The organism is Mesorhizobium sp. M0001 (assembly GCF_040324255.1).
Taxonomy (GTDB): Bacteria; Pseudomonadota; Alphaproteobacteria; order Rhizobiales; family Rhizobiaceae; genus Mesorhizobium.
This window is the reverse complement of record NZ_JAMYVS010000001.1, coordinates 222,423-237,176: the sequence shown is the minus strand read 5'-3', so window position 1 is coordinate 237,176 and position 14,754 is coordinate 222,423. Positions and strand designations below refer to the sequence as shown.

At 63.8% G+C, this 14,754-nt stretch carries 13 protein-coding genes; 5 read left to right on the top strand and 8 right to left on the bottom strand.

The features are described from left to right. Positions 1-30 precede the first annotated feature (30 nt). A complete protein-coding gene (locus NKK50_RS01125) occupies positions 31-1,167 on the top strand; it encodes a vWA domain-containing protein (protein ID WP_023833944.1) in 1,137 nt (378 codons plus the stop codon). Continuing rightward, positions 1,167-2,054, top strand: a complete 888-nt coding sequence (locus tag NKK50_RS01120; protein WP_023714819.1) for an amidohydrolase family protein — start codon at positions 1,167-1,169, stop codon at positions 2,052-2,054. The genes NKK50_RS01125 and NKK50_RS01120 overlap by 1 nt, the downstream gene beginning before the upstream one ends. Before the next feature lie 45 nt (positions 2,055-2,099). Here the strand turns inward: NKK50_RS01120 and NKK50_RS01115 are convergent, their stop codons facing one another. After that, on the bottom strand, positions 2,100-2,507 hold the full coding sequence (locus NKK50_RS01115; RefSeq protein WP_023699677.1) for a carboxymuconolactone decarboxylase family protein: 408 nt from the start codon (positions 2,505-2,507) through the stop codon (positions 2,100-2,102). On the opposite strand from NKK50_RS01115, the gene NKK50_RS01110 reads away from it, so the two are divergent. Next, positions 2,506-2,760 (top strand): hypothetical protein, encoded by a 255-nt coding sequence (locus NKK50_RS01110; RefSeq protein WP_352543029.1) that lies wholly within the window; start codon positions 2,506-2,508, stop codon positions 2,758-2,760. The two genes, NKK50_RS01115 and NKK50_RS01110, sit on opposite strands and share 2 nt — an antisense overlap. On the opposite strand, the gene NKK50_RS01105 is transcribed toward NKK50_RS01110, so the two are convergent. The 6 genes from NKK50_RS01105 to NKK50_RS01080 all read right to left on the bottom strand — a co-directional run bounded on the left by NKK50_RS01105 (position 2,757) and on the right by NKK50_RS01080 (position 11,280). Continuing rightward, complete coding sequence (locus tag NKK50_RS01105) at positions 2,757-4,253, bottom strand: sugar ABC transporter ATP-binding protein (protein ID WP_352543028.1); 1,497 nt, start codon at positions 4,251-4,253, stop codon at positions 2,757-2,759. The two genes, NKK50_RS01110 and NKK50_RS01105, sit on opposite strands and share 4 nt — an antisense overlap. Then, positions 4,253-5,302, bottom strand: coding sequence for a hypothetical protein (locus tag NKK50_RS01100; RefSeq protein WP_352543027.1), 1,050 nt, complete (start codon positions 5,300-5,302; stop codon positions 4,253-4,255). The genes NKK50_RS01105 and NKK50_RS01100 overlap by 1 nt, the downstream gene beginning before the upstream one ends. Continuing rightward, positions 5,299-7,422 (bottom strand): ABC transporter permease, encoded by a 2,124-nt coding sequence (locus tag NKK50_RS01095; protein WP_352543026.1) that lies wholly within the window; start codon positions 7,420-7,422, stop codon positions 5,299-5,301. The genes NKK50_RS01100 and NKK50_RS01095 overlap by 4 nt, the downstream gene beginning before the upstream one ends. Positions 7,423-7,501: 79 nt before the next feature. After that, positions 7,502-8,527, bottom strand: coding sequence for a sugar ABC transporter substrate-binding protein (locus tag NKK50_RS01090; RefSeq protein ID WP_023668177.1), 1,026 nt, complete (start codon positions 8,525-8,527; stop codon positions 7,502-7,504). A 60-nt stretch (positions 8,528-8,587) separates the two neighbouring features. After that, complete coding sequence (locus NKK50_RS01085) at positions 8,588-9,574, bottom strand: ABC transporter permease (RefSeq protein WP_023699681.1); 987 nt, start codon at positions 9,572-9,574, stop codon at positions 8,588-8,590. Positions 9,575-9,846: 272 nt separating this feature from the next. After that, positions 9,847-11,280, bottom strand: coding sequence for a DHA2 family efflux MFS transporter permease subunit (locus NKK50_RS01080; RefSeq protein WP_023833946.1), 1,434 nt, complete (start codon positions 11,278-11,280; stop codon positions 9,847-9,849). Positions 11,281-11,389: 109 nt separating this feature from the next. Here NKK50_RS01080 and NKK50_RS01075 point away from each other — a divergent pair, with 109 nt between their 5' ends. Both NKK50_RS01075 and NKK50_RS01070 read left to right on the top strand, forming a co-directional pair. Next, positions 11,390-12,391 (top strand): ornithine cyclodeaminase family protein, encoded by a 1,002-nt coding sequence (locus NKK50_RS01075; RefSeq protein WP_023829197.1) that lies wholly within the window; start codon positions 11,390-11,392, stop codon positions 12,389-12,391. Continuing rightward, on the top strand, positions 12,388-13,896 hold the full coding sequence (locus NKK50_RS01070; RefSeq protein WP_023815628.1) for an HAL/PAL/TAL family ammonia-lyase: 1,509 nt from the start codon (positions 12,388-12,390) through the stop codon (positions 13,894-13,896). The genes NKK50_RS01075 and NKK50_RS01070 overlap by 4 nt, the downstream gene beginning before the upstream one ends. Here NKK50_RS01070 and NKK50_RS01065 read toward each other — a convergent pair whose 3' ends face one another. Then, positions 13,897-14,700 carry a 3-methyl-2-oxobutanoate hydroxymethyltransferase gene (locus tag NKK50_RS01065; protein ID WP_023682254.1) on the bottom strand — a complete coding sequence of 268 codons (804 nt, stop codon included), beginning with the start codon at positions 14,698-14,700 and terminating at the stop codon, positions 13,897-13,899. Between the last annotated feature and the right edge of the window lie 54 nt (positions 14,701-14,754).

Here is a 14,754-nt window from a genome sequence, read left to right as displayed (position 1 = left end):
GTCCGGCAGGACAGAGGGGGGCGCGAAGGAATGATGCGTCAGGGAACCCTTCCTCTCGCCTCCGCGCCCTTCCTCGACTTCGCCCGGCTGCTGCGCCGCCACGCCTTTGCCGTCGCCCCCGAGCAGGTCTGCAGCCTCATGCAGGCCATAACCCTGCTCGGCCCGCGCTCCATGGCCGACATCCGCGAGGCGGCGCTCGCAACGCTTGCCCCCCCGCCCGACCGCCGCGGCGAATTCGAGGCGCATTTTCGCAATCACTTCCATGGCGATGGCCAACCCTCGATCGAAGGCGAGGAAGACGAGGAAACCCGCATCAAAGGCGATCACGGCACGCGCCAGGAGGAGAAACAGACGACGCGCCAGGAGAAAGGCGGCGAGCTGTCGTCGGGCCTGGAGCAACTGAGCACGCGCGATTTTCAGCGCGACGATGACAGGCTGACCGCCTTTCGCCGCAAGCTGTCGGCTGCCCTGCCCGCCCGCCGCTCCTTCCGCACCGTGCGCACCCATTCGCGCGGCAAGCTCGACCTGCGCCGCTCGCTCAGGGAAATCGTCAGCGCCGATGGCGATATCCCCTCGCCGCAGCTCCGCCGCCGCCAGACGGTGCCGCGCAAACTGCTGATCCTCATCGACGTCTCCGGCTCGATGAGGCTGCACACATCGGACTATCTCAAATTGGCGCACGCCGCCGTACAAGGTGCTGACCGTGCCGAAATCTTCACCTTCGGCACGCAGCTCACCCGAATCACGTCCGCACTGCGTATCCGCGATCGCGACCAGGCTCTCGCCCGAGCGGCGGCACTCGTAGACGACTGGGACGGCGGCACGCGCATGGGACCGACCCTGCTCGCCTTCCTCTCGGTGCCGCGGTTCTCGGCCTTCGCGCGCGGTGCCGCTGTGATCATCCTGTCGGACGCGCTGGAGCGCGGCGACCATGCCGATCTCGAGACCGCGATACGCCGCCTGAGCGCCCGCGCCTTTCGCCTGTCGCTGGCCACACCTTTGGCCGGCGATCCGCGCTTCCAGCCGGCAACGGCGGCGTTGCGCGCCATCTTGCCCGATCTCGACGATCTCATCGACGGCTCTTCGCTCGGGAGTCTCACCGATTTCATCCTGTCGCTCGCCCGCCCTGCCCCGGCGTCGTCGGCAATCTGGAAAAGGGTATCGTGATGCAGAAAGCCATCGACGCGCATTTCCACATCTGGCGCCAGCAGGATCAGCCCTGGCTGGTCGGCCCGATGGTGCCGCGCATTTTTGGCCCCTACGAGCCGATTCGCCGCGACTATCCGATCGAGGAATTTCTCGCCGATCAGCAAGGCGCAGGTGTCGAGAAGGCCGTCTATGTCCAGACCAACTGGGCCAAGGAGGATTTCGAAAAAGAAGTCGCCTTCCTGCAGAAGACTGCCGACGAGACCGGCTGGCCGCACGCTATCGTCGGCTATACCGATATGACTGTCGACGATGTCCGGCCCCAGATCGATCGATTGAAAAAGTACCCGCTGCTGCGCGGCGTGCGCATGCAGTTACACTGGCACGAGACGCCGGCCTTCCGCTTCGCTGCCTCGGCCGATCAAGTCATCGACCCCAAGGTACGCGCTAATGTGGCGCGGCTGAAAGACTATGGCTTGTCCTTCGACCTGCAGCTTTTCCCTGCCCAGATGAAGGATGGGCTGACGCTGGTCGGCGAGAATCCTGAGACCAACTTCATCCTCACCCATGCCGGCATGCTGACCGGCATGGAGCCGGAAACCACCGAGGCCTGGAAAGCCGGCCTGAGTACTCTATCAACAGCGCCGAACTTCTACGCCAAGCTGTCGGGCCTCGGCACCTTCGCCCACCGCAACGATCCGGCGTTGATTGCCTACATCGTCGACAATGCCATCGACATTCTGGGCGCTGACCACCTGATGTTCGGCTCCAACTTCCCGATCGAAAAACTCTGGACGACCCATGCCGAACTAATCAAGGCGCACCGCGCCGCGGTAGGCAAGCATGGCGCGGCCGCCGAGGCGGATATCTTCTGGAACACGGCGGAGAAGGTTTACAGACCGGCATAGCGCACGCTTCCCCTTCTCCCACAGGGGAGAAGGGAAATCCGCCCCTCACTTCACTTCAAACTCAGGATCGACCGGAATCTGCATCGCAGTCACCAGATGGTTGGTCTGCCCGGCCAGCCCGATGATCGACACCAGCTCGCCATGCTGCGCATCGGTCAAGCCTTTGGCGCGGGCGGCTGCCGTATGCGAATGGACGCAGTAGGAGCAGCCATTGGCGGTCGACACCGCGATATAGATCATTTCCTTGGTCAGCGGGTCGATGGCGCTCTCCGTGGCCATCACCACCTTCACCTGTTCCCATGTCCGTTTCAGCAAGGCCGGATCGTTGGCGAGCCCACGCCAGAAATTGTTGACGAAATCCGATTTGCGCGTCGCGCGGATGTCATCGAACACAGCCTTCGCAACCGGGATTTTTTCGACCTCAGCATCGCTGAGGAGTTTTGTGGCGGCCATGGCGTTTCCTTTCGTTGAATCGGTGGATCAGGTGGTTGAATCAGGTCTCGAGCAAGGGCGGCTAACCGGCTATTCCGATTCAGTTTTTGATGCTGACAGAACCATGGCGATTGCCGAAGCATCTCAGCTTCGTCATTCACGGGCGAAGCAGGCGCGAAGCGCCGTCGCGGAGAGACCCGAGGATGACGAAGGCGCTGAGGCCTTCGCCAATTGGCGACGTATGCGCACCCTCAAACACCGACCAGAAACCTAATGAACCGCCGCATACATGATCTTCTCCTCCGTCGCCTCGGCGGGCGAAAACTCCTCGACCATGCGGCCCTGCCGGCACACCAGAATCCGGTCCGACAGGTTCATGATTTCCGGCAGGTACGACGAGATAACGACGACGGCCAATCCCTCGTCGGCCAGCCGGTTGATGATCTGGTGGATCTCGGCGATGGCGCCGACATCGACGCCGCGCGTCGGCTCGTCGAAGATCACGATACGCGGCTGCTGCACCAGCCCCTTGCCGATCACCACCTTTTGCTGGTTGCCGCCGGAAAGCTCGACCACGCGGGCATTGTCGTTGATCGCCTTGATGTTCAGCGTCTTCGTCCATTCAGCGGAAAGCGTGCGCATCTCCTGCTGGTTGATCACCCAGGCCTTTTCGCGGCCCGCCGCCAGCAGCCCGCCGAACAGGTTCTCGGCGATGCCCATCGTCTCGAAAATGCCCTCGCTCTTGCGGTCCTCGGTAACATAGACGATGCCGTCGGCGACCGCCTCACTGGGCACGAGATAGCGCACCGGCCTGTCGTCGAGTTCAATCGCGCCACCGCGCAAAAAATCGCGCTTGTAGATGCCGGAGACGATCTTGAAGGTCTCGGTGCGGCCGGAGCCGATCAGCCCGAACACGCCGGTGATCTGTCCCTCGAAGATCGAGAAGGAGGTGTTGCGCACGACATTGCTCATCGAAACGTCCTGCACCGACAGCACCTTCTTGCCGGCCTTGCGCAGCCTGGCCTCGTCGCGCTGGCGATAGATCTGTCCCGACAGTGTACGCCCGACCATGGCGGCGACGATCTTGTCGCGATCGAAGGCCGATGTGTCGTCGGTTATGACCAGCTCGCCATCGCGCAGGATTGTGATGCGGTCGGCGATCATCAGCGCCTCTTCCAATGCATGGCTGATGAAGACGATCGAGACGCCGTTCGCCTTCAGCCGCCGGATCAGTGCGAAAAAGTGCCGCTTCTCCTCCGGCGTCAGCGTCGCCGTCGGCTCGTCGAAGATGATGATCTCGGCATTGTGGTGAACGGCGCGCGCGATCTCGACCATCTGACGCTTGGCCGCGCCCAGCGTCGCCACCATGGCGTTGGGGTCGACCGGAAAGTTCAGCGACTGCAAAAACTGCTGCGCCGAAATGTAGGTGCCGCGCAGCCGGTTGAGGAATTTTTCGGTGCCGAGATAGAGGTTTTGCGCCACCGTCATCGACGGCACCAGGCTGGTCTCCTGGAACACCATGGCGATGCCGGCCTCGAGCGCCGCATGCGGCGAGGCGTAGGCGATCTCGCGGCCTTTGTGGAACATCTTGCCTGAGGTGGCGTCGACGACGCCGGCGATGATCTTGGTCAGCGTGGATTTGCCGGCGCCGTTCTCGCCGAGCAGCGCGTGGATTTCGCCCTTGCGCAGTTCGAAGCTGACTTGTCTGACCGCGGGCACGCCGCGATAGTTCTTGGTGACATTTTCCAGGCGCACGATCGGTTCCATCAGAGACCTCCTGCGTCGATGGCCAGCACGCAATCGCCGCCCCTGGAGGCGATGAACAGGCGGCCGTCCGTTTCCGCCACGCTGCAGATGCCATGGCGCGTGCCGTCGGCGCGGCTGTGCAGGCTGAATTGCGGCTGCATGTTCTGATCGAGCCTGACCACCAGCCCATAGGAGCGGCTCGGCGACCAGGGCTTGTGGATGCCCATGGTGCGGATGCCGCCGCATTGCAGCGGTTCGAGGAAGCTGCGATTGGAGGCCAAAGCCGGCGCGATCCAGTAGGCCGGCGCCACCTGGTCTAGCATGTCGCGCCGATAGTGGGTTTCCTGGAGAACGAATTCGATCAGCCGGTTGCGTGGCGCGAACAGAGCCAGCCACGCGCCGCCATCGCCGGCCGGCGCGAGGCGCGCGGGATAGCCGGGCAGATGCGTCAGCACGGTCGAGCGGCTACCGGTCGCACCATCGAAGCGAACGAGCTGATGGCGCCAGCTTTCGCTGACCAGCACATCCCGCCCAATGGGATGCAGCCCATAGGGAAAGGCGATATCGCCGGCCACTTTGCGGAACTCGGCGGCGGCTGCGTCCCGCCTCCAAAGCGATCCGGACGCGCCCTTCTTCATCAGGTCGGCGGCCCATTGCGACGGCGTGTGCTCAGCCGAGCCATGGGCCAGCCACAACGTGCCGTCGTCTGCATAGGCAAGCGCGGTGATGCAGCTGACGCCGGCCGGCAGCGAAACCTCCTTGCCGGCAACCAGCAGCTTGCCGCTTTCCAACCCCACCGTCAGTTCGCCCGACAGTGATAGAGCCAGCGCCGTGATGGGGGAAAGAAAGGTCCCGACAACCTTCGGCTCCACCCCTGCGGCAAGCGAATATACCGCATTGCCGCTGGAAACGAGCAGCCGGCCATCGGCAACCAGAAGATTGTCGGGCTCCGTCAAATGGGCGAACACTGGCGCCTCGTCCAGCCGCGTGTTGGGACGGAAGGCACCGTCGAGCGGTGGGATGGTCACCGCCTTGCCACGAAACAGGTCGAGCACAGGATCGAGGATCATGGCTGCGTTCCCCAATAAGAAGCGGAGCTGGTCCAGGTCGGGTCCGCGCCCGCAATCTTGTAGCGGCCGATGCGGTTGTTGAGGATGCCGCCGACGAACAGGAAACCCTTGTGCTCGCGCATCGAGGTGACCATCGGATGCGCGCCGCCGGTGAGGTCGCCCATCGCCTCGATAATGCCGCCCTTGTCGTTGAATTTCACCACGCCGCCGGTGTTGATGTTGGGGAACAGCCACTCGTCCTGCGGCAGCCGGCGCGTCATGCGCTTGCGCATATCGGGATGGCGCAGCGACAGGTCGAAGCTGGGCGTGCGCATGCCGAGCCATGCCATCCAGTAATTGCCGTCGGAGGCGCGGTTGATGTTGTCGGGATAGCCCGGCATGTCGCGGATGACGCATTCGTCGGCGCCCGCCTTTGGCCCTTCCAGCCAGTAGCGATGCACGCGGCAGGCCCAGCTCTCAGCGAAGAACAGCGACTTGCCGTCATGCGCCATGCACACACCGTTGGTGTAGCGGTAGCCGTCGAGCAGTGTCTTCGTCGAACCGTCCTTCGGGTCATAGACCAGCAGCCGGCCGGTGGCGCGGTTCTCGATCGAGTCCAGTGCCCAATCGTGGGCGTCATAGCGCTTGGTGGAATCAGTGAAATAGATGCGCCCGTCCGGCGCGATGTCGCAATCATTGGGGTCGCGCAGCCGCGCATCGTCGACGATCGAGGTCCAGGAGCGCGACGTCTCGGCCGACAGGCGCTTCACTTCCCGATCCGGCGAGACGGAATAGAGCCCCATGGCGCCGACGCAGCTGATCAGATTGCCCGATTTGTCGAAGGCCAGGCCCAGCGGAAAGCCGCCGATGTGGGCAAACACCTCCGATTTCACATAGTCCGGCGCGAAGAAGCGGACGATCTCGCCATGGCGCGTGCCGCAATAGAGGTGATCGTCGCGGTCGAGGATGACGTCTTCCGGCCCTTCCAACTCGCCGAGCCCGATATGGTCGGCCGCCGACAGCCGGTTGTCGAGCGCGTAGGGCGTGCCTGAGCCCGGCACCGCAGACTGTGTCTCGCCCATCTTGAGATAGACCGGCGCGACATAGACTTCGTTGAGCACCTTATGGCGGTTCTTCAGCCAGCGGATGTCGATCGTCACCGCCACCGCCAGCATGATGCCCAGCACCATCTGGTTGGTGCCGGTGCCATAGCCCAGCCGGATCAGCCCGTTGGTCATGGTCAGCACGATGATGGCGCCCATCAGCCCCTTGATGACCGAGCCGCGGCCACCACCCAGGCTGACGCCGCCGACCACCGCCGCCGTCAGAGCCATGATCTCCAGGTTGAGGCCGGTGCCCGGCCCTGCCCCACTCAGGCGGCAAGCGATGAGGAAGCCGCCGATCGAGGCGCAGAAGCCGGAAAAGACATAGGTCATGAACACGGTGCGGCGCACGCGAATGCCGGCATTGTGCGCCGAGCGCCTGGAGCCGCCGACCGCCAGCACATGCCAGCCCGGCCGTGAGCGCGTCAGCGCGATATGCGTGACGATGGCAAGAATGATCGCCAGCCACACCGAGACCGAAAGCCCCCAGAAGGTGCTGTCGCCGATGAAGTCGAGCACATCCGATGTCGCCTGGGAAAGCTGCACGTCGGCGGCATAGGTGGTGACGAGAATATCGAACAGCGCCCGGCCAAAAATGAAGGTGACCAGCGTAGTCAGAAAGGCGCGCAGCCTGAGATAGCCGACGAGGTAGCCGTTGACGGCGCCGAAGATGAGCCCGGTGGCAAGCGATGCCGCCAGCGCCAGCCAGATAGACTGTTCGAGGATGAAGAAGACATAGACGGCGGAGAAGCAGGACAGCGCGAAGATCGAACCGACGGACAGATCGATGCCGCCGCCCAGCATCACCACCGTCATGCCGGTGACCACCATCGAGAACTCGCCGAGCTGGCGGGTCGATTCCTGTAGCGAGGTCAGCTTGAAGAAGCCGGGAATGATCGAGCCGAACACGCTGAGCGTCGCCACCAGCGCCAGGAACGGAATGGCGTTGTCGGTCCAGCGTTTTGTCAGGATTTCGCCGACCAGATGGTCGGGCACGAGATTGTAGCGCCAGGACTGGAGGCGTTCGCGAAAGGACATCGGCGGCTGCTATTCCATGAGGGAACGAGGTGACCGGATTGTCCAGCCACCTCGTTTATTTCAGTCGAAAAAGCGCGGCTTACTTCGCCGCCGCTTCGGCCTGCAGTGCCTTCAGGTCCCAGCAGCTGTCGGGCTTGAGGTCGGCCTTGGTCGTAGCCTTCTCCAGTGTGTAGATGTAGGTGTGCGACGTGCCGGCCGGCTGGCCGCTCTGCAGCAGGAACTTGATGATAGCGTTCATGTCGCCGGACTGGCGAGCCAGATCGGTCATCACCACGGCGCCGTAAGTTCCGTCCTGCAATTTGTCGCAATCGGCCGCCTTCTCGCCGCCGCCGGTGGTGACCAAAAAGACCTTGCCGTCGAGCTTGGCGTCGCGGATGGCGGCGGATGCGCCGGTGGCGTCACCATCCCAGAAGTCGATGATCGAGCAGATGTCGGGGTTCTGCTGCAGCATTGTCGTCGTCACGTTGCGCGACGTCGTCGGATCCCAGTTGGAGTCGGGCTTGGCCACGACTTTGAAGTCGGGGTGCTTCTCCAGCACCTTCATGATGCCGGCATACTGGTAGAGACTGGACGAGTTGGCCTGATCACCCTGCACAAGGCCGATCTTCTTCGACGAATTCTCGCCGCAGCCCTTGATCGCCGCTTCGGCCTCGAGTTGGCCGAGCCGGTCCCAGTCACTGCCGACAAAGGCGTCGGCCGGGAAGTTGGCGGGATTGTCGACCAGTATGACGTAGGTTCCGGCAGCCTGCGCCTTCTTCATCAGCTTGGAATAGGAGTTGAGATCCGGCGCATGGATGATCAGCACGTCCGGCCTTGTGTCGGACGAGATCGCGTCGGTGATCGCCTGTGCACCGGCATCGACGACCCAGTTCGGATCGCGTGTTTCGAAGGTGCCGCCCCAGGCCTCGACTTCCGTCTTCAGATAGTGCGACCAGCCCTGCGCAAGGTCGAAGCCCATCGCCAGCGGCACCAGCATGACGCGCTTGCCCTTGAGCGCCTGCGCGTATGCGGCCGGGCCCGGATCGTCGGCGGCGAAGGTCGGCGCGACGAAGGCGGTAGCGGCAAGCGCCGTGGCGGCCGCCATCAGTGTTCTGATCAGTTTCATGTCACATCCTCTGTTTTTCACTTATTGCCGGCCGGTCGGCATGACCCGGTCGGGTACCCCTTAGATGTCGCCCTGCTGCGCAGTCTGTTCGTCGCGCGGGTTGATGATGCCGTCGACGATGATGGCTCCGAGCAGGATCGCCGCCTTGATCAGGTTTTGATACAGCAGCGGAATGTCGATGATCGTCATCGCGTTCGACAGGATGCCGATCAGTGCAGCGCCCACCAGCACGTTGCGCACCCCGCCCCGCCCGCCGGAAAGGCCGATGCCGCCGATCACCGCCACCAGCACGATGTCATAGAGCAGCGTCGAGTTGACGACGCGGGTGTTGATCGAATGCAGGCTTGCCGCCGTAAGCAGGCCGGCGATCAGCGCGACAAAGGCCGAAACCACATAACGCAGCACCAGCATTGGCCGCACCGGAATGCCGATATTGCGCGCGGCGACCGGATTGTCGCCGGCGAAATAGATGTAGCGGCCCCATTTGGTGTAGCGCAGGAACACGAAGAACAGGAAGGCGAGCCCGGCGAAGACGAACACTTCGATCGGAATGTCGAGGAAACGCAGGCCGCCGAGCAGCTCCACCCAATGGCCCTGAGGCACCGGCACCGCATCCTGCGTGATCAGTTGCGAGCGGACATAGCCGAAGACAAAGGAGCCGGTCGCCAGCGTCACGAAGATCGCCGGCACGTCGGCATAAGCGACGAGAAAACCGTTGAGCAGGCCGATGGCGAGCACGCCTGCCAGCACATAGGCGAAGGCGAGCCCATCAGGCGTTCCGGCGTTGAGCAATTGTAGATACCAGGCGACCGACATCGCCATGATCGCCACCGCCGACAGGTCGATGCCCCTGCCGATTATGACGACCGCCATGCCGAGCGCCAAAATGCCCAGCACCGACACCGAGCGGACGATGGCAACGAGATTGTTGGCAGCGATGAAACCAGGCAGCCCAATGGCAGCGGCGACGAACAGCACCACGGCGATGGCAAAGACAATGCCTTCCTGATTCAGGCTCCTGACATTTGGCCAGCCAATCGTGTTCATGTCTGCATTCGCCCCGATGGCAGCTCTGCCACCCCTTCCGAAGAAAGCTAATCGGCTCGGCGCCGCTTCGTCAAATGAATCCGCGCTCGGAACGCCCGTTGGCAGTGATAATCTTCCAGTGGACGCACCGATTGCTAGAACTGGCGCAATCCTAGGAAAAGGCTGCGCTTTTGGCATTTGGTTGCGCCATTGCGTGTATGCGCGAAGGTGCCGTTCTGAGGCGAAAGCACGAGGCGGAATTAATTGCCGCCTGAGCGGCGAAAATTGCGAATTCAGGTCCTGGTCATGTGGCCTGAAACTTCGGCGCCTGCACCGGGCGGCAGCACGAGGAACCGCAACGCCGCCACCAGCCCGATGGCGCCGATGATCAGGAAGGCGATGCGAAAATCGACGAGGTCGAGCGCCGGCCGGTCCCTGACGATCTGCGACAGGTTGAGAATGGCAGCCGCCACCGCCACGCCGAACAGCATCGATATCTGCTGCAGCATGGACGACAAAGTCGCCGCCGAGCTGCGCTGCGCCGCATCGATATCGGCGAAGGCCAGAGTATTCAGCGCTGTGAACTGCATCGAGCGCGTCAGGCCGGCGATCAGCATCAGCGCTACCACCAGCGCCTGCGGCGTCTCCGGCGAGATCGCCGCGCAGGCCATGATCGAGGCCGAGGCGATCAGGCCGTTGACGACCATGACCGTGCGAAAACCAAAGCGCCGCAGCGTCGGCGTCGTCACCGTCTTCATGCCGAGATTGCCGAGGAAATAGGCCAGGATCATCAAGCCGGCATCGACCGGCGAAAGGCCAAAGCCGACCTGAAACAGCAGCGGCAAAAGGAACGGCGTGGCGTTGATCGCCACGCGAAAAATGGTGCCGGCGGCAAGCGTAGAGATGGCGAAGGTCTGCACCCTGAACGCGCTGAGATCGAGCAGCGGATGCGGCGCGCGCCGGAGATGCCGCACCGCCAGCCAGCCGATGACGATGCCGGCGGCAATCAGCAGCACGGCGGGCAAAGCGCCGTCTTCCGGATGTGCGATGCGCTCAAGGCCGTAGAGCAGCAGCGCGAGCCCCAGCGACGTGAGGAAAAACCCCGGCCAATCCAGCGGCTTGGGATCGGCCGCGCGGTCGCCCGGAATGAAGCGCGCGACCAGCGCCAGCCCGACCAGCCCAAGCGGGATGTTGATGAAGAAATTCCAGTGCCAGGAGAGATAGGTTGTGATGAAGCCGCCAAGCACCGGCCCGACCACGGGCGCAAACAACGCCGGCCAGGTGATCAGCGCCGTGGCGTTGAGCAGCTCCGACTTCGACGCATTGCGCAGCACCAGAATGCGCCCGACCGGCGTCATCAGCGCGCTGCCCAGGCCTTGCACGACACGGGCGGCAACGAACTGAGGCAGATTTTGCGAGAAGCCGCAGGCCAGCGAGGCCAGCGTGAACAGCACAATCGCCAGCAGGAAGATGTTGCGCGCGCCGAAGCGGTCGGCAAGCCAGCCCGACAGCGGCACGAACACCGCCATGGTCAGCATGTAGGCGGTGATGCCGATGCTCATCGCCACCGCCGTCACGCCGAAGGATTGTCCCATCTGCGGCAGCGAGGTCGAGATGATCGTCGAATCCAGCAGCTGCATGAAAAACGCGATGGCAACGATCAACGCCACGCGCCGCGCATTGCTGGCGGTTGCGGCGGAGGCCTCGGTGTCGGGAACGGCAGTCATAGCGAACCGCGTTGAACAGCATATGGCTGGCCCCGTCCAGAGCTTATCCAACAAACTTCCGTGTCGGCTCGCAGCCTGTTATGGATGGGCGGGCGGCCAAGGACATTGCATGAAGCCTATCTATATCGACTACCTCAATGCCCTAGATATCGAAGCCCTGGAGATGACCGACGGCGAAATCATTGCCGCTGTCGAAGCCGGGCTTATCGCGCAAGGCAATGGCCAGACGGTGATCGAGCCGCGCGTCCATCTTGAACCCGACCCTTCCTTCCATGGCCATTTCAACGTTCTGCGCGGCTACGTTGCGCCGCTCGATACGGCGGGCGTGAAAATCGTCGGCGACTATGTCGACAATTATCTGCACGGGCTCCCTTCAGAATTTGGCATTCTAAACCTGTTCGATCCGCGCACCGGCACGCCGCGCGCCATTCTCGACGCCACCGTCATCACCGACATGCGCACCGGCGCCGTCACCGCTATCGGCGCCAAACATCTGGCGCGCAAGAACTCCAAGGTGCTGGCCCATATCGGCGCACGTGGCACCGCCTATTGGAATGTCCGCCTGCTCGACCATCTCTTCGACTTCGACGAGATCCGCGTTCATTCGCGCCGCCCGAAAAGCCGCGACGGCTTCGCTGCCAAACTCTCGGCCGATCTCGGCAAGAAAGTTACCGCGGTTGCCGACTGGGAGAGCTGCGTCAAGGGCGCCGACATCGTCGTCGAGGCCTCGCGGCTGCCGGAGCCGCAGCCGCTGCTCAAGACCGAATGGATCAAGCCCGGTGCGCTGGTCGTGCCCTATGGTACGATGAGCGCGGTGGAGCTGTCATTGACCGACATCATGCAGAAAATGGTCGTCGACGACTGGGGCCAGTGCAAAGGCGGCAAGTTCGGCTCGCTGCGCGCCCATGTCGAGACCGGGCGGCTGGGCGAAGCGACGCTGCACGCCGAGCTCGGCCAGATCGCTGCCGGTCTCAAGCCGGGACGCCAGAGCGACGACGAGACGATCCTGTTCTGGCATCGCGGCCTGTCGCTGTCCGACATTGCGCTGGGCAAGGCGATGCTGGCCAAGGCTGCTGATAAAGGCATCGGCCAGAGGCTGCGCTTCGCATGAGCGCGCTCGTCCTCACCGGCGCCGGCGTCAGCGTCGAGGACGTTGCGCAGGTCGCCCGCGGCGGCCGCAAGGTCGAGGTTGAACCGACAGTCATCGAGAGGCTCGACAAAGCGCGAAAAGTGCTCGATCAGGTCGCCGCGTCCGGTCAGCAAATCTATGGGCTCAACACCGGGCTCGGCGCCAATCTCGGCACATCGGTCGAGGGCGATGCCAGCGCCTTCCAGCGCCAGTTGCTGGAAGGGCGAAGCGGCGCTGTCGGCGAACCGTTGCCCCAAGAGGCGGTGCGGGCGACCATGCTTGCGCGCGCAGCGATGCTGGCAGTCGGCGGCTCCGGCATTTCGCCGGCGGCTTTCACCGCCCTTGTCGATGCGCTCAATGCAGGCGTGCATCCGGTAATGCCGCAGTTGGGCTCGATCGGCGCCGGCGATCTCGTGCTGATGGCGGCGCTCGCCCGTCTGCTGACCGGCGACGGCGAAGCTGACTATCAGGGTCGGCGCATGCCGGCGGCCAAGGCGTTGATGATGGCGCGGTTGGCTCCGATCAGCCTGGCGCCGAAAGACGGCCTGTCGCTGATCAACGCCTCGGCGGTATCAGCCGGCACTGGCGCGTTGGTACTGGCCGACGCGCTGTCGGCCTTTGCGCAACAGCAGCAGGCCGGCGCGCTGACCATGGAAGGGTTTGGCGCCAACCGCACCATCCTCGATCCGCGCCTGCATCTGGCGCGGCCGGCAGCCTGCCAGCAACTCGCGGCCAAGGGCCTGCGCGACCTGCTTGCCCGTGACGAGGAGCCGGCGCCGACCACCTTGCAGGACCCGTTGTCGATCCGCTGCATGCCGTCGATCCATGGTGCATTGATCCAGGCGATCGATCAGGCGCGGCTGGCGCTGGAGATCGAACTCAATGCCGCCGCCGACAATCCGCTGGTGCTGGGCGATGACGGGCTGGTTCTGTCGACCGGCAATTTCCACACCGCATCGCTGGCGCTTGCCTTCGAGACGCTCGGCCTGGCGATCGCGCAATGTGCCGCGGCAAGCGTTGCCCGCTTCATCCAGCTCGCCGGCTCCGGCCGCAACGGCCTGCCAAAATATTTGTCACCGGTCGGCGGCGCCTCGGCCGGTTTCGTGCCGCTGCAAAAGACCGCAACGGCAATCCTGGCCGGCATCCGCCACAAGGCCAATCCGGTGATGCTGGATTTCCTGGCCGTGTCCGAAGGCGTAGAGGACCACGCCACGCAGACGCCGCTTGCCGTGTCGAAATGCGCCGGGATGATCGCGCTGTGGCGACGGCTGATCGCCTTCGAACTGATGGCCGCCGCACAGGCCGTGGACCTGCGCGACGGTCTCAAGCTGGCGCCCGGCACAGCAGCGGTCCATACCGCGGTGCGCGCGCATGTAGCGATGCTCAGGGAGGACCGGCCGCTGGGAACGGATGCCGAGGTGCTCCATGCCATGCTCGCTGACGGAACATGGCAAGGTGCAGCGATGATCGGCAAGGAGGCCGAGTAGTTAGCCCTTTGCGTCCACCCGTTTCATGAACAGGCTGAGCTCGGCCGGATCCATGCGCACGACATGCCTGTCTTCCGGATAGGCGCCGCTATCGACGTCGGCAACGTACTCGGAAAACGCCGCGACGCGTTCCGCCTGCAGACGATCGTACTCGGCGGCGAAGTTGCGGTAGACCTTGGAATGGCGCGGCATGTGGCCCCGGTTCTGGCCAAGAATATCGTCGGCAAACAGATATTGCGCGTCGCAGCCGGTGCCCGCACCCATCGACAGCATGATCAGCGAGGTCCGTTCCGAGATCGCCTTCGCCACCTCGATCGGCACCACTTCGATCTCGGCGCCGAGAGCTCCAACGGCCTCATACTGCTTGACCGCCTCAAAAATCTGCATGGCGGTGTCGGCGGTCTTGCCGACGGCCTTGAAGCCGCCGGTCCAGGTGGCGCGGGACGGAATGAGGCCGACATGGCCGATGACGGGGATCGCGTCGTCGGCGAGCCGCTTCACGGTGGCGAAACCGGCGCTGCAATAAACGGCGTCGGCGCCGGCCTTGTAGAGCCGGAACGCCCAGCGCAGGAAATCGTCCGCCGTGCCGATCTCATAAAAATTCTCGCCCGGCATGGTGAACAGGCTGGGCGCCGCATCGCGATACTCAGGGTTGAGCACCAGCTCGGGCGGCACCGAGACGATATCGACCCCTGCCCGCTCGGCAGCCTCGGCCTCGTCCATGGTCAGGACGCGCAGCATGGTCAGCTGGCGCTTGCCCTTCATGGCGCGCAGATCGGCGACGGTCGGTCTCTTTCGGCTCATCGGGATGTCCCTGTTGGCTGGTTGCTTTTCCCGGTCACCTTACCGGCCCCGTGA

Bases quoted from the DNA above. Each gene is read 5' to 3' on its own strand.
- NKK50_RS01070 (WP_023815628.1), top strand. From the start codon at position 12,388: ATGAGCGCGCTCGTCCTCACCGGCGCCGGCGTCAGCGTCGAGGACGTT.
- NKK50_RS01100 (WP_352543027.1), bottom strand. From the start codon at position 5,302: ATGATCCTCGATCCTGTGCTCGACCTGTTTCGTGGCAAGGCGGTGACC.
- NKK50_RS01115 (WP_023699677.1), bottom strand. From the start codon at position 2,507: ATGGCCGCCACAAAACTCCTCAGCGATGCTGAGGTCGAAAAAATCCCG.
- NKK50_RS01085 (WP_023699681.1), bottom strand. From the start codon at position 9,574: ATGAACACGATTGGCTGGCCAAATGTCAGGAGCCTGAATCAGGAAGGC.
- NKK50_RS01090 (WP_023668177.1), bottom strand. From the start codon at position 8,527: ATGAAACTGATCAGAACACTGATGGCGGCCGCCACGGCGCTTGCCGCT.
- NKK50_RS01080 (WP_023833946.1), bottom strand. From the start codon at position 11,280: ATGACTGCCGTTCCCGACACCGAGGCCTCCGCCGCAACCGCCAGCAAT.
- NKK50_RS01110 (WP_352543029.1), top strand. From the start codon at position 2,506: ATGGCGTTTCCTTTCGTTGAATCGGTGGATCAGGTGGTTGAATCAGGT.
- NKK50_RS01125 (WP_023833944.1), top strand. From the start codon at position 31: ATGATGCGTCAGGGAACCCTTCCTCTCGCCTCCGCGCCCTTCCTCGAC.
- NKK50_RS01120 (WP_023714819.1), top strand. From the start codon at position 1,167: ATGCAGAAAGCCATCGACGCGCATTTCCACATCTGGCGCCAGCAGGAT.
- NKK50_RS01065 (WP_023682254.1), bottom strand. From the start codon at position 14,700: ATGAGCCGAAAGAGACCGACCGTCGCCGATCTGCGCGCCATGAAGGGC.
- NKK50_RS01075 (WP_023829197.1), top strand. From the start codon at position 11,390: ATGAAGCCTATCTATATCGACTACCTCAATGCCCTAGATATCGAAGCC.
- NKK50_RS01105 (WP_352543028.1), bottom strand. From the start codon at position 4,253: ATGGAACCGATCGTGCGCCTGGAAAATGTCACCAAGAACTATCGCGGC.
- NKK50_RS01095 (WP_352543026.1), bottom strand. From the start codon at position 7,422: ATGTCCTTTCGCGAACGCCTCCAGTCCTGGCGCTACAATCTCGTGCCC.